Origin of the sequence: uncultured Sphingomonas sp. (assembly GCF_936927845.1) — a bacterium.
In the GTDB taxonomy this organism is placed as follows: Bacteria; Pseudomonadota; Alphaproteobacteria; order Sphingomonadales; family Sphingomonadaceae; genus Sphingomonas.
In genome coordinates this window covers 56,747-70,240 of sequence record NZ_CAKZHV010000029.1, presented here as the reverse complement: position 1 = coordinate 70,240, position 13,494 = coordinate 56,747, and the positions used below count along the sequence as shown (strand labels likewise).

Sequence of the window (13,494 nt, the reverse complement as noted above, 5' to 3'; positions counted from 1 at the left end):
TGCTCAGAAGAACAGCCGCACGCCGACGATCGCGAGCGTCGCGGCGAGGACGGGGGTGAGGACGCGGTCGGAGACGCGCGTCGCAATCAGGCTCCCGACGATGATGCCGGGGATCGAGCCGAGCAGCAGCGAGACGAGCAGGCCGGTGTCGACCGAGCCGATCCACCAATGCCCCAGCCCCGCAATCAGCGTCAGCGGCACCGCGTGCGCGATGTCCGACCCGACGAGCCGGTTGACCGGCAGTTGCGGGTAGAGGATCAGCAGCGCGGTCATGCCGAGCGCGCCCGCGCCGACCGAGGTGAGCGACACCATCACCCCGAGCATGACGCCCAGCAGTACGGTCAGCCCCGTCAGGCGCCGCGGCGACATGCCGACGAAGCGCGGGCCGAGCGCGGCGACGATTCGCGCGCGGAAGAACAGCGCCACCGCGGTCGCGACCAGCGCCGCGCCCAGGATCAGCGCGATTGCGCTGCTCGTGTCGTCGGAACGTGGCACGCGGCTGAGCAGCAGCAGCGTCAGGATCGTCGCGGGCACGCTACCGATCGCCAGCCGCCTGACCACCGACCATTCGACGGTTCCGCGCGAGCCGTGCACCGTCGTCCCGACCGCCTTGGTCGCCGAGGCATAGAGCAGGTCGGTGCCGACCGCGGTGGTCGGGTGGAAGCCGAATAGCAGCACCAAGAGCGGCGTCATCAGCGATCCGCCGCCGACGCCGGTCAACCCGACCAGCATGCCGACCAGCACGCCCGCGAGCGAGTAGAGCGGATTGACCGTCATCGGCTGATGCTCCCCGGCGTGCCGGCCACGTTCGCCGCGCCGAGGCTCGGCGTGGTGGGGCGCGCGCCTCCCTGTACCAAGCGCGTCAAACGCTGGCGCGGCCGGGCGTGTTGACGCCCATTGATTGCAGGTAACGTTTCACGTTGCGTGCGGCCTGGCGCAGGCGCTGCTCGTTTTCGACCATCGCGATGCGCACGAAACCCTCGCCATTCTCGCCGTAGCCGACGCCGGGGGCGACCGCGACATGCGCGTGGGTGAGGAGCTGCTTCGAGAATTCGAGGCTGCCGAGATGCGCGAGCGCGGGCGGCAGCGGCGCCCAGGCGAACATGCTGGCGGGAGGCGCCGGTATGTCCCAGCCGGCGCGCGCGAAGCTTTCCACCATCACGTCGCGGCGCTTGTGGTAGAGTTGGCGGTTCTTCTCGACGATGTCCTGCGGCCCGTTCAGCGCCGCGCACGCCGCCGCCTGGATCGGGGTAAAGGCACCGTAATCGAGGTAGGATTTCAGCCGCGTCATCGCCGCGATCAGCGTCTTGTTGCCGACGGCGAATCCGATCCGCCAGCCCGCCATCGAGTAGGTCTTCGACAGCGAGGTGAATTCGATCGCGACGTCCTTCGCGCCCTTGACCTGCAGGATCGATGGCGTGGGGCGGCCGTCGAAATACAGCTCGGAATAGGCGAGGTCGGAGATGATCCACACGCCGTTGTCGCGCGCCCAGGCGACCAGCCGCTGGTAGAAGGCGAGGTCAACCGCCTCCGCGGTCGGGTTCGAGGGATAATTCACCACCAGCACGCTCGGGCGCGGCACGGTGAAGTTCATCGCGCGCTCGAGGCTCTCGAAATAAGCGTCGTTGGGCGTCGTCGGCACCGCGCGGATCGTCGCGCCCGCGATGATGAAGCCGAAGGTGTGGATCGGATAGGACGGATTGGGCGCCAGCACCACGTCGCCCGGCGCGGTGATCGCGGTGGCGAGGCTGGCGAGCCCTTCCTTCGACCCCATCGTCACGACGACCTCGGTTTCGGGATCGACCTCCACCCCGAAGCGACGGCCATAGTAATTCGCCTGCGCGCGGCGCAGCCCAGGGATGCCCTTTGACGCCGAATAACCGTGTGCGTCGGGCTTCTTCGCGACTTCGATCAGCTTCTCGATCACGTGGTCGGGCGGGGGCAGGTCGGGGTTGCCCATGCCGAGATCGATGATGTCCTCGCCGCCCGCGCGCGCCGCGGCCCGCATCGCGTTCACTTCCGCGATCACGTACGGCGGCAGACGCTTCATGCGGTAGAATTCGTCGGACATCATGCTCCCTTTCGCGCGTTCACTATACCGGCGAACGCGGCTAGATACTAATGTCGGTTCTGCTTCGCGGCGGCAAAGATAAGCCACGCGGGACAAGCGAAACGGGAGAGATGCGGGTGGCCGATCGATCGAGCAACGCAGGATCAGGCAAAGCAGGATCGGGTAGCGGCGCGTCCAAATCGCCCGCCGCCGCCGCCGTCGAGCAATGGACCGCACTGATGACGGGCGCGCAGGCCGCGATGGTCGAGGCGAGCAAGGCACTGCCCGGCGTCGCGCAGGAGCAGGCGGCGCGGCAGGTGGCCGATTTCTGGCGCGACCAGCTGGGGCTGTGGGAACGCTTCATGGCCCCGGCCGCGACCCCGCCCGCACCGGAGAAGGACAAGCGTTTCGCCGACGAAGCGTGGCGCAGCCCGGCATTCGACTGGATCCGGCAGAGCTACGCGCTGATGTCCGACCATCTGCTGCGCGGGGTCGACGCGCTCGACGGGGTGGACGAGGCGCAGCGCGCGCAGCTCCGCTTCGCCGCGAAAGGCTTCATCGACGCGATGAGCCCGTCCAACTTCCCGTTCACCAACCCGCAGGTGATCGAGGAGGCGATCGCCAGCAACGGGCAGAATCTGGTCAAAGGGATGCAAAACCTCGTCGCCGATCTCGGCCGCGGGCAGTTGACCCACACCGACGCGACCGCGTTCGAACTCGGGCGCAACATCGCGACCACGCCGGGGCAGGTGGTGAAGCGCACGCGGCTGTACGAGCTGATCCATTACGCGCCGACGACCGAGCGCGTGCTGGAAACGCCGCTGGTCATCTTTCCGCCGTGGATCAATCGTTTCTACATCCTCGATCTCAGTCCTGAGAAAAGCTTCATCCGCTGGGCGGTGGAGCAGGGCGTGAGCGTGTTCATGGTGTCGTGGAAGTCGGCCGACGCATCGATGGCCGACGTGACATGGGACGATTACGTGTCCGCGCAGATCGACGCGGTCGACACGATCCGTAACCTGCTGGATGTGGAGAGCGTTCACGCGATCGGTTACTGCGTCGCGGGCACGACGCTCGCCGCGACGCTCGCCTATCTCGCCGCGCGCGGCGAGGCCGGCAAGGTGAAAAGCGCGACCTTCTTCACGGCCCAGGTCGATTTCGCCAATGCGGGTGAACTCAAGCATTTCGTCACCGACGAGCAACTGGCGCTGATCCGCTCATTGTCGCCCGAAGGGTTCCTCGACGGACGCTACATAGCGGCGACGTTCAACCTGCTGCGCGGGCGCGACCTGATCTGGAACTACGTCACCAACAATTATCTGCTGGGCAAGGATTATCCCGCGTTCGACCTGCTGCACTGGAACGGTGACGTCACCAATCTGCCCAGCGGTTGGCACCACAGCTACCTGACCGATCTGTACCGCGACAATCTGCTGGTCGAGCCGGGCCGGCTGTCGGTGAACGGCACGCCGCTCGACCTCACCCGCGTCGAGACGCCGGCCTATATCCAGGCGGGGCGCGAGGATCATATCGCGCCGGCGGAGAGCGTGTGGGAACTGACGCGCCATCTGCGCGGGCCGACGCGCTTCGTGCTAGCAGGATCGGGGCATATCGCGGGCGTCGTCAACCCGCCGGCCGCGAACAAGTATCAGCATTGGACGCTCGACGACGCCGAGGCCGCGCCTGCCGACACGCTCGCCGACTTCGTCGCGCTGGCGCGCGAGACGAAGGGGAGCTGGTGGCCCGACTGGATCGGGTGGCTGCGTGGCCACGGCGAGGAAACGGTGGAGGCGAGCGGCGCGCGCCAGCCCGGTGGCGGCACGCTGCCCGCGATCAAACCCGCACCCGGTAGCTACGTGCGCCAGCGCTGATTGTTTTGCTGCACTGCACAACGGCCTTGAAGCGCAGCCGACGAATCGCTATTGTGCAGTGCAGCAAATGAGAGGTTAGGAAGCGTCGTGACCGATCCGGTTAAGCCCAAGCGAGCACCCCGTGCATCCAAGCGCGCCGGCGTCGCGGTGCCGTTCGCGGCCGGGATCGAAACCGGGATCGATACCGGGAGCGCCGACTCGGTGAACGCCGACCAGCCGATCGCCGAGGTGATCGAAGCGATCGCGCACCTGCCGATCGATGAGCCCGCGGCTCCGACGCCGGCCGACAAAGCCACTGCTTCCCCGCCCATCGACCAGACAAAGACCGCCGCAGCGACGGCACCCACCAGCCAAGAGGACGACACCATGACCGATACGATGCAGAACACCGCCGAGACGATGCAGGCCAATGCGCAGGACGCGATGGGCAAGGGCAAGCAGGCGTTCGAAGACATGACCGCGTTCGGCCAGGGCAACGTCGAGGCGATGGTCGAATCGACCCGCGTCGCGTTCAAGGGCATGGAAGCGATGACGCAGGCGCGCGCCGCTTTCGCCAAGCAGTCGTTCGACGCGACCGTGCAGACGCTGAAGTCGATGGCCGAGGTCCGCTCGCCCGCCGACCTGTTCAAGCTGCAGGGCGAGTATCTGCGTAATTCGATGGACGCGCTGGTCGCCGAGACCTCGCGCTCGACCGAGGCGACGCTGAAGCTGGTCGGCGAGATCGCGCAGCCGATTCAGAACCGCGTCGCGCTCGCCGCCGAGAAGGTGCGCAGCGCGGCCTGATCGCCGATCACGCGATCAAGCGGGCGGCCGGGCGATATGCTCGGCCGCCCTTTTCGTGTCCGCGGGCCTTGCCCTCGGGCGGTCTGTTGCCATATTTTGCGGCGTGCGCGTGATGTCCGACCAGCAACATATTCTTTCGCCGTACCGGATGGCCGAGCGGCGCGGCGACGACGGCGACGGTGAGGGCACCGGCGTCGGCATTGCCACGCGTACGCGCGCCAAGACCAAGAAGCCGACGCCGTACCGCGTGCTGATGCTGAATGACGATTACACGCCGATGGAGTTCGTCGTCCTGTGCCTCCAGCGCTTCTTCCGGATGAATGCCGAGGAAGCGACGCGCGTGATGCTGCACGTCCATCAGAAGGGTGTCGGCGTCTGCGGTGTATTTTCCTACGAAGTCGCCGAAACCAAGGTCAGTCAGGTGATGGATTTCGCGCGCCAGCATCAGCACCCGCTGCAATGCACGCTGGAGAAGGCCTGACCTTCGCTCGACGCGGCTTGGCAATCGGCTGAGCGCGGTTAGTCTCCTGATCCAAGGCGAGGGAGACGAAGATGACCGACGAAATCCGCGACCGTGCCGTCGCTATCTACGATCGTTTCACGCACGAGCATCACGACCGTCGCACGCTGCTGCGCGAGATGACGCTGCTGACCGGCAGCGCACTGGCGGCGGAACTGCTGATCGGCGGCATTGCGGCGTCACCTGCCGCCGCCGCGATCGTTTCCGCCGACGACAAACGGTTGAAGACCTTTCCCGACGCGCGTGTGCCGGTCGCCGGTGGTAAGCCGATCAAGGGCTATGTCGCGACGCCGCGCGGCCAGCGCCCGCGCACGACCGTGCTGGTGTTCCACGAGAATCGCGGGCTGACACCGCACATCCAGGATGTCGCGCGCCGCGTCGCGCTCGCCGGCTTCTTCGCGGTCGCGCCCGATTTTCTGTCCGACGCGGGCGGCACGCCGGCCGACGAGGACCAGGCGCGCGCCATGATCGGTGCGGCCAATCTCGACACGATCGTCGCCGAGGCGGCGGGCGCGGTGCGTCATTTCGCCGGCGCGGGCACGCCGCCGACGCGCGTCGGGGTGATCGGCTTCTGCTGGGGCGGGGCGCTGGTCAACCGCGTCGCGATTGCGGCCGGCGACCGGCTGAGCGCGGGGGTCGCTTATTATGGGCCGGCGCCCGATCCGGCAGAGGCGACCAAGGTCGCCGCGCCGCTGTTGCTCCATTATGCCGGCAAGGACGCGCGCGTCGCGCAGACCGGTGAGCCGTGGGTGGCGGCGCTCAAGGCCGCGGGCAAGCCGGTCGAAGCCTACACCTATCCGGGCGTCGACCACGCGTTCAACAACGACACCTCGGCGCAGCGATACGACAAGGCCGCGGCGGACCTCGCTTGGTCGCGCACCATTGCCTTCCTGCAGCGCTATCTTGACGCGTGAGCGCATCCATGTTCTCCTGATGTTCCAAGCGGGGAGTCGATGATGCTGACCTTCTTCACCAACCCGATGTCGCGCGGGCGGATCGTTCGCTGGATGCTGGAGGAGGTCGGCGCGCCGTATGAGACGGTGGTGACGCAATGGGGAGCGCCCGACGCGGCGCTGCTCGCCGCCAATCCGCTCGGCAAGGTGCCGACGATCATCCACGACGGCGCGGTGGTGAGCGAGACGGCCGCGATCTGCGCCTATTTAGCCGATGCGTTCCCCGATGCCGGGCTCGCACCGCGGGCGGAGGAACGCGCGTCTTACTACCGCTGGATGTTCTTCACCGCCGGCCCGGTCGAGGCGGCGATGATGGACAGCCACCTGGGCGTGACGCTGCCGCGCGAGAAGGAGGCGATGATCGGCTACGGCAATCTCGCGCGCGCGGTCGACGTGCTGGAGGGTGCGGTGTCGGCGCACGATTATATCGCGGGGCCGCGCTTCACCGCCGCGGACGTTTATGTCGGCAGCTCGGTCGATTTCTTCATTCAGTTCGGCATGCTGGAGAAGCGCGAAGCGTTCGCGCGCTATCTCGACCGCTTGCGCGAGCGGCCCGCTTGGGTCCGGGCGCGCGCGATCGACGACGCGCTCATCGCGGCGCAGCAGCGCTGAGTGCCGCGCGACGCGTCTCGACACGGGCGAGGATCGCGCGCTTCTCGGCTCCGTCTGCGCGCGACCAGCGGGCGATCTCGTCGAGCGTACGCTGACAGCCGAGGCACAGACCGCTGGGGCGGTCGATGGTGCACACCAGCGTGCAAGGGGAGGGCGGGTCGCCGGTCATCCCGGGTGTCGACAGCCAGGTCAGTTGTGCGCCGGCATCGCGCCTGAAGCCGTGTTATCCGCCGATTGCTGGTCGGCGGTCGCTTGTGTGCCGGTCGCCTCGCGCTGTTCGGACAGGATCTGCCACGCAGTGATGAACAGCGCGGCGACGACGGGTCCGACGACGATCCCGCTCAACCCCAGCAGCTCGATCCCGCCCAAGGTGGTGACCAGCACGACCCAGTCGGGGATGCCGGTATCGCGGCCGACCAGGATGGGGCGCAGGACGTTGTCCGCGCTGCCGATCACCAACGCGCCCGACACGATGACGACGACCGCCTGCCACACCGCGCTCGTCGCTAGCAGGTAGATCGCGACGGGTATCCAGATGATCGCGGGGCCGATCGCGGGCAGCAGCGACGCGATCGCCATCAGCAGCCCCCAGAGCATCGCCGCGGGCAGGCCAACGAGCCAGAAGGTGATCGCACCCAGTGCGCCCTGCACCAGGCCGACGATCACCGATCCCTTGATCGTCGCGCGCATCACCGAGACGAACCGGTCGACCAGCCGCTCGGTGACGCCGCGTTCGAGCGGCAGCGCGCGGCACACCGCGGGCCCGAGCCGCTCGCCGTCGCGCAGCAGGAAAAAGGTGACGTAGAGCCCGACGCCGAATGCGATGATGGCGGCGAACGCGTCGGCGCCGATCGACAGCGCGCGGCTCGCGATCATGCTGACGCGGCTGCCGATCGCGTTGGATAGCCGCGCCTGCGTGCGCTCGAAGCTGTCGAGCCCGGCGCGGTCGGCGAGCTGCTGGAGCTTGACCGGCAGGGCGTCGTGCACTTGCTGGAAATAGGCGGCAAAATTGATCTGCCCGCTGCGGACCTTGGCATAAACGCCGCTTGCCTGGTCGACCACCATCGTGCCGATGATCAGCGTCGGGATCACCACCGCCACCGTGATGATCAGCAGGGTCAGCAGTGCCGCGAGATTGGCGCGGTTGGGAAAGCGCGTGCGGAGCCGGCGGTAGAGCGGCTGGAACAGGATCGCCGCCAGCACGCTCCACAGCAGCGCCACCGCGAAGCTGGAGACGATCGCGCCGAGGAACAGCGTCGCCAACGCCACGAACAGCACCAGACCGCCGTTCTCGATCCGTCGCGCGCTTAATGCCATTACCTTATCGCCCCCGTTCGCCGACGCGCGGGTGACCCGGCGGGCGGGCGCGCGATCAGTCGCTCGCTCAACCGTCACGCTGGCGCAACGGTTCCGGCGCTCGGGCGCGACGACCGGCGGTCAGCGCGTCAGCGTGACCTGCAGGAAGTCGGGAACGGGGCCGTTCCAGCCATCGTCGGGACCATCGTCGCGGTCGTGGCGCGACCGGCCGCGGCGCGGCTCGTCATACCGGCCGCGACGCTGATCGTCGGCGGCGCCGCGCGACCGATCCGACCAGCCGCGCGAGGAGTCGGCCGGCGTGTCGCGGTGCGGCGCGGTCGTGGCGCGCTGCTCGCCTTGGTCCCTCTGGCTCGGCAGCGGCGTGGCCGTCTGCTCCGCTTGCCCGGTGACAGCCTCCTCGCGGCGCGGGCGCTCGCTGCGCGTCGTCCGTTCGCGCCGCGGTGCGCGGGCCGGCCGTTCGTCATCGTCGGGCTGGCCGGGCAGCGTGTCGAGCGTCTTGATCTTCTCGCCGGTCAGTTTCTCGATGTTCTGGATATTCTCCGCGTCGTCGGGGCCGACCAGCGTGTAGGCGACGCCCGTGGCCCCCGCGCGCCCGGTGCGGCCGATCCGGTGGACGTAATCGTCGGGGTGCCACGGCGCGTCGAAGTTAACGACGTGGGAAACCCCCTTCACGTCCAATCCGCGCGCGGCGACATCAGAGGCGACCAGGATGTTGACGTCGCCGTTCTTGAACCGTTCCAGCTCGGCGATGCGCGCCGACTGGTCCATATCGCCGTGGATCTCGCCGCTCTTGAAGCCGTGGCCTTGCAGGCTCTTGTTGAGCTCGCGCACCGTCGTCTTACGGTTGCAGAAGATGATCGCGGTGCGCACGTCCTCACCGCGCAGCAACTGCCGCACGACCTTGCGCTTCTCGAACGCCTGTCCCTTCACCGGCACCACCCACTGGGTGATGTTGGTGTTGGTGGTGGCGGGGCGCGCGACCTCGATCGTCTTGGGATTGGTCAGGAAGCGATCGGCCAGCTTCTTGATCGGCGCGGGCATGGTGGCGGAGAACAGCAGGGTCTGGCGCTGCGCCGGCAGCTTGGTGCAGATTTCCTCGATGTCGGGGATGAACCCCATGTCGAGCATCCGGTCGGCCTCGTCGATCACCAGCATCGAGCAACCGGTCAGCAGGATCTTGCCGCGCTGGAACAGATCCATCAGCCGCCCCGGCGTCGCGATCAGCACGTCGACGCCCTTTTCCAGCGCCTTGACCTGATCGCCCATCTGCACGCCGCCGATCAGCAGCGCCATCGAGAGCTTGTGGTACTTGCCGTATTGCTCGAAATTCTCGGCGACCTGCGCGGCGAGTTCGCGCGTCGGCTCAAGGATCAAACTGCGCGGCATCCGCGCGCGGCTGCGGCCGTGCGCCAGGATGTCGATCATCGGCAGCACGAACGACGCAGTCTTGCCCGTGCCCGTCTGCGCGATCGCGACCATGTCGCGCATCATCAGGACGGAGGGAATGGCGGACGCCTGGATCGGCGTCGGCTCGGTATAGCCGGTGTCGCCCACCGCCCGGAGTAGTTCGTCGGAAAGGCCGAGGTCGGCGAAGCTCATGCAATTGTCCGATTGGTGCCCGGCGCGGTGCTCGCGACCGTTCTTCCTGAGCTTGCGCGCTTCATGATCGGGCGCGCAAAGTCAAGAAAAAGCCGGTCGCGCGCGGCTCGGTACGCCAGTTTGCCACCGCACGCGGCCTTGCGATCACCGTGCAACGACGCGCCGCTGGTCAGCGCGCCGCCTTCACGTAGCGGTCGAACCACGCGATCGAGCGCGCGCGCACGTCTTTCGACTGTTCCGCGCCTGTCACGCAGTGGCCTGCGTCGGGGTAGATCACCAGGCTGACCGGCACGTGATTGTCTTTCAGCGCATGCCACCATTCGATCGACTGCGTCGGCGGCACCTCGATGTCGCGCTCGCCGACGTAGATGAAGGTCGGCGTCTTCGCCTTCTTTGCCTGATAGATCGCCGACACGTCCTCGTACGCCTTGATGTCGTCGTACATGGACTTGCCGAAGAACGGCAGCATCCACTGGTCGATGCCGTTGGTGCCGTAATAGCTGACCCAGTTCGACAGGCCCGCGCCCGCGACAATCGCCTTGAAGCGGTTGGTCTGCGTGTTGGCCCACATCGCCATGAACCCGCCGTAGCTGCATCCGCCCAGCCCGAGCCGATTGTTGTCGACGGGGGCGACGCGCGTCACCGCGTCGATCCCGCTCAAGATGTCGCGCAGGTCGCCGCCGCCGAAATCGCGCTTGTTGGCCGCGGTGAACGCCTCACCCTGGCCGTAGCTGCCGCGCGGATTGGGCAGGAAGACGTAATAGCCCGCGTTCAGCAGCGCCGCGTTCATCGTCGTCGGCGCGAGGAAACCGGGCATGTTCGCCGCCGATGGCCCGCCATGCACCATGGTGATCATCGGCGCCTTGCCTGCGGGCGCATTCCTGGGCGTGAGCAGCCAGCCCTGGTTGTCGAAGCCTTCGTTCTTCCACGACACGCTGCGCGCGGTGCCGGGCGCGGTGAGCGCGTCATTGTCGTGCGTGATCTGGCGCACGCTTGCCAGCGGCCCGGCGTAGATCGCGGGTGCGTGCTCGTAATCCTGCACCACCGCCGCGGCGACGCGCCCGTCGGCGGAGAAGATCGCGCGACCGTCGCCCGCGGCCGAGCTCGCCGGCCGGGAGAAAGCGGGCACCACCGCGCGACCGGGCGTGAGCGTGCCGAACTGCAGCTGGTCACCCGCCAGCGTCACCGCGCGCAGGCCGCCCGTCGTCCAATCGATCGTCGTCACCGTCGACTTCGCGCCTTCGGTGATGTTGCGCGGCGTTCCGCCCGCGAGCGGCACGGTGAACACGTCGCCGCCGATCGAGCCGAAATCGCTCATCAACCCGCCGATGTAGGCGACGGTGCGCCCGTCGGGCGACACGCGCGGCTGGTTGAGCTGCGTCGCAGGCCTGGCGATCGAGCGCACCGCGCCCGTGCCCGCGTCGATCGCGTCGAGCGTCGCGACCCACCAATTGTTGTCGCCATTGCCGAGCGCGGTGGTCGCGACGAAGCCGCGCCCGTCGGGCGTCCAGTCATATTCGTAGATGTAGCGGCCGGCGGGCGACAGCGGCGTCACCGCCTGTGCCTCGCGCGAGAGGTCGAACACCGCCAGGCGCTGCTCGTCGTTCTTCTCACCAATCTCGCCGATCATCCGCACGCCTGCCTGCGTCGCGCCCGCTTCCTTGGCCGCGCCCAGCGTCACCAGCAGCGCGACACGCCTGCCATCGGGGGAGACACGCGGCGTCTGCGCGATGCCCGCGACCGTCGCGACCGTGCGCGTCGCGCGCGTATCGGCGTACATCAGGCGGACGTTCCCCGCCTTGCTGTCGCGCGCGAGGAAAACGAGGTCGCCGTTCGGCGCGAAGGTCAGCCCCGAATAGCTGCACGTCGCGCACGGATCGATCGTGCGCGTGACGCGCCCGTCGCCGGTGTTGCGCAGCGTGACGACGCCGTGGCCATCGCCGCTCTCCACCGCCGCGACGCGGTCACCCGCCGGCGCGATCGCGAGCGCGCCATATTGGTGAATCACCTGCGCGACGGCCGGCGTGGTGGTCGCGAGCAGGGCGGCGGCGAGGGGGATCAGGCGCATCATCACTCCGGGAACGCAGAAGGCGTGTCGCCGGCTTAACACGCCCGCGCCGCCTAGCAAGCCGCGGCGGGACGACGCCGATACGGTGCGACGATCGCGCCGTCCGAGCACGAAAAAACCCGCTAAGCCTGCGGCCTAGCGGGTCTTTCATGGTGGGCGTGGCAAGGATTGAACTTGCGACCCCTGCGATGTCAACACAGTGCTCTACCACTGAGCTACACGCCCGAGGTGAGCGCCTCTAGCGGGGGTCGTGGGCGTGCGCAAGCACTCAATTCAACTCATTCAACGCGTCGACGTTGAACAGGCGATCAACCTCCAGCACGAGGTCGCGCAGGTGGAACGGTTTCGACAGGACGCGCGCGTGCGGCATCGCGCTGCCGGCCTTCAGCGTCACCGCCGCGAAACCGGTGATGAACATGACGCGCAAGTCCGGCACCATCTCCGATGCTTTTTGCGCCAGCTCGATCCCGTCCATTTCGGGCATCACGATGTCGGTCAGCAGCAGGTCGAACGTGTCCTGTTCCAGCAGCGGCAGCGCCGCGGTGCCGCAATCGACCGCGCTGACCGAATAGCCCGACTTTTCCAGCGCGCGCGTCAGATATTCGCGCATCACCGCGTCGTCTTCGGCCAGCAGAATCTTGATCATCATCACCCTCGATCGAACGAGCGGGATTATGCCTGCAAGAGGGGTAACATTCCACCGCCGGAAATGGTGAACGCTGTCGCAATGCGGCACGCGGTGTTGCCCCTGCGGCGAAGCTCCCATACGCTTCACGCTTCATGACCGCATCGTTCCGCATCATCGGCAGCATCGTGCCCGACAGTCCGGTGGTGCTGTCGGTGCCGCACGCCGGGCGCGATTATCCCGCGGGGATGGGGGCGGCGTTGCGCGCGCCGACCGCGCAACTGTCGGCGCTGGAGGACCGCCACGTCGACGCGGTCGCACTTGGCGCGCGCCTGGACGAGACGCTGCTGCTGCAGGATGCGCCGCGCGCCTGGATCGACCTGAACCGCGCCGAGCACGAGCGCGATCCGCTGCTCGACGACGGCGCGCGCCGCTCGCCATTGTCGGCGAAGGTGCGCGCGGGGTTGGGGATCGTGCCGCGGCGGACCGTGGCGACGGGCGATGTCTGGCGCCGCCGGCTGGGCGCCGACGAGGTCGAGGCGCGGATCGCGGCCGATCACCGGCCGTACCACGACGCGCTGGGTGCAGCGCTGGCGCGCGCGCGCGACCGGTTCGGGGTGGCGGTATTGCTCGACATCCACTCGATGCCGTCGTTGCCGGGCGGGCGCACGCGCGTGGTGGTGGGCGATCGTTTCGGGCGGGCCGCCTCCGCGCGCTTCGTCCAGCGGGTCGAGAGCGAGATCGCGGGTGCCGGGCTCGCGCACGCGCTCAACAGCCCGTACGCGGGCGGGTACATCCTCGAACGCCACGCGCGTCCGTCCGAGCAGGTCCATGGTGTCCAGCTCGAGATCGATCGCGCGCTGTACCTCGACGCGCGGCTCGATCAGCCGGGGCCCGGCCTGGCGCGCACGGTCACGCTGGTGCGCGCGATCATCGACGCGTTGCGCGACGAGGCGCTGACGGGAATAGGGACGGCCGGCAGCGACTTCGCGCAAGCGGCGGAATGAAAAAAAGCCACCGTGCTGAAAGCACGGTGGCCGAGGTTCAGGGAGGAGGCACATCAGAAGATGTGCCGTACGGCCTTGCGAAAGGGGGG

General features: G+C 68.0%; 13 protein-coding genes and 1 tRNA gene. 6 read left to right on the top strand and 8 right to left on the bottom strand.

From position 1 onward, the window contains the following. Positions 1 to 3 precede the first annotated feature (3 nt). A complete protein-coding gene (locus Q0579_RS04115; RefSeq protein ID WP_298809385.1) occupies positions 4 to 777 on the bottom strand; it encodes a sulfite exporter TauE/SafE family protein in 774 nt (257 codons plus the stop codon). A gap of 85 nt (positions 778 to 862) precedes the next feature. Beyond that, positions 863 to 2,071: an LL-diaminopimelate aminotransferase gene (locus tag Q0579_RS04110; protein WP_298809379.1), complete on the bottom strand. Its 1,209-nt coding sequence runs from the start codon at positions 2,069 to 2,071 to the stop codon at positions 863 to 865. Positions 2,072 to 2,187: 116 nt separating this feature from the next. On the opposite strand from Q0579_RS04110, the gene phaC reads away from it, so the two are divergent. The 5 genes from phaC to Q0579_RS04085 all read left to right on the top strand — a co-directional run bounded on the left by phaC (position 2,188) and on the right by Q0579_RS04085 (position 6,789). Beyond that, positions 2,188 to 3,921: a class I poly(R)-hydroxyalkanoic acid synthase gene (phaC, locus tag Q0579_RS04105; RefSeq protein WP_298809377.1), complete on the top strand. Its 1,734-nt coding sequence runs from the start codon at positions 2,188 to 2,190 to the stop codon at positions 3,919 to 3,921. 87 nt (positions 3,922 to 4,008) lie between these two features. Next, positions 4,009 to 4,704 carry a phasin family protein gene (locus Q0579_RS04100; protein ID WP_298809375.1) on the top strand — a complete coding sequence of 232 codons (696 nt, stop codon included), beginning with the start codon at positions 4,009 to 4,011 and terminating at the stop codon, positions 4,702 to 4,704. Between the two features lie 148 nt (positions 4,705 to 4,852). Continuing rightward, a complete protein-coding gene (gene clpS / locus Q0579_RS04095; RefSeq protein WP_219768365.1) occupies positions 4,853 to 5,185 on the top strand; it encodes an ATP-dependent Clp protease adapter ClpS in 333 nt (110 codons plus the stop codon). A 71-nt stretch (positions 5,186 to 5,256) separates the two neighbouring features. Further along, positions 5,257 to 6,138 (top strand): dienelactone hydrolase family protein, encoded by an 882-nt coding sequence (locus Q0579_RS04090; protein ID WP_298809373.1) that lies wholly within the window; start codon positions 5,257 to 5,259, stop codon positions 6,136 to 6,138. 39 nt (positions 6,139 to 6,177) lie between these two features. Next, on the top strand, positions 6,178 to 6,789 hold the full coding sequence (locus Q0579_RS04085; RefSeq protein ID WP_298809371.1) for a glutathione S-transferase family protein: 612 nt from the start codon (positions 6,178 to 6,180) through the stop codon (positions 6,787 to 6,789). Here the strand turns inward: Q0579_RS04085 and Q0579_RS04080 are convergent. The 6 genes from Q0579_RS04080 to cpdR form a co-directional block, all read right to left on the bottom strand. After that, positions 6,767 to 6,958: a DUF1289 domain-containing protein gene (locus Q0579_RS04080; protein ID WP_298809370.1), complete on the bottom strand. Its 192-nt coding sequence runs from the start codon at positions 6,956 to 6,958 to the stop codon at positions 6,767 to 6,769. The two genes, Q0579_RS04085 and Q0579_RS04080, sit on opposite strands and share 23 nt — an antisense overlap. A 20-nt stretch (positions 6,959 to 6,978) precedes the next feature. Then, positions 6,979 to 8,106, bottom strand: a complete 1,128-nt coding sequence (locus Q0579_RS04075; RefSeq protein ID WP_298809367.1) for an AI-2E family transporter — start codon at positions 8,104 to 8,106, stop codon at positions 6,979 to 6,981. Between the two features lie 120 nt (positions 8,107 to 8,226). Beyond that, complete coding sequence (locus Q0579_RS04070) at positions 8,227 to 9,705, bottom strand: DEAD/DEAH box helicase (protein ID WP_298809365.1); 1,479 nt, start codon at positions 9,703 to 9,705, stop codon at positions 8,227 to 8,229. Between the two features lie 169 nt (positions 9,706 to 9,874). Continuing rightward, complete coding sequence (locus Q0579_RS04065; protein ID WP_298809362.1) at positions 9,875 to 11,773, bottom strand: S9 family peptidase; 1,899 nt, start codon at positions 11,771 to 11,773, stop codon at positions 9,875 to 9,877. A gap of 150 nt (positions 11,774 to 11,923) precedes the next feature. Then, positions 11,924 to 11,998: transfer RNA gene (locus tag Q0579_RS04060), tRNA-Val, on the bottom strand. A gap of 43 nt (positions 11,999 to 12,041) precedes the next feature. Next, positions 12,042 to 12,419, bottom strand: a complete 378-nt coding sequence (cpdR, locus tag Q0579_RS04055; protein ID WP_298809360.1) for a cell cycle two-component system response regulator CpdR — start codon at positions 12,417 to 12,419, stop codon at positions 12,042 to 12,044. Positions 12,420 to 12,553: 134 nt separating this feature from the next. Between cpdR and Q0579_RS04050 the strand changes: the two genes are divergently transcribed. Beyond that, positions 12,554 to 13,405 carry an N-formylglutamate amidohydrolase gene (locus tag Q0579_RS04050; protein ID WP_298809359.1) on the top strand — a complete coding sequence of 284 codons (852 nt, stop codon included), beginning with the start codon at positions 12,554 to 12,556 and terminating at the stop codon, positions 13,403 to 13,405. The last annotated feature ends 89 nt before the right edge of the window (positions 13,406 to 13,494 follow it).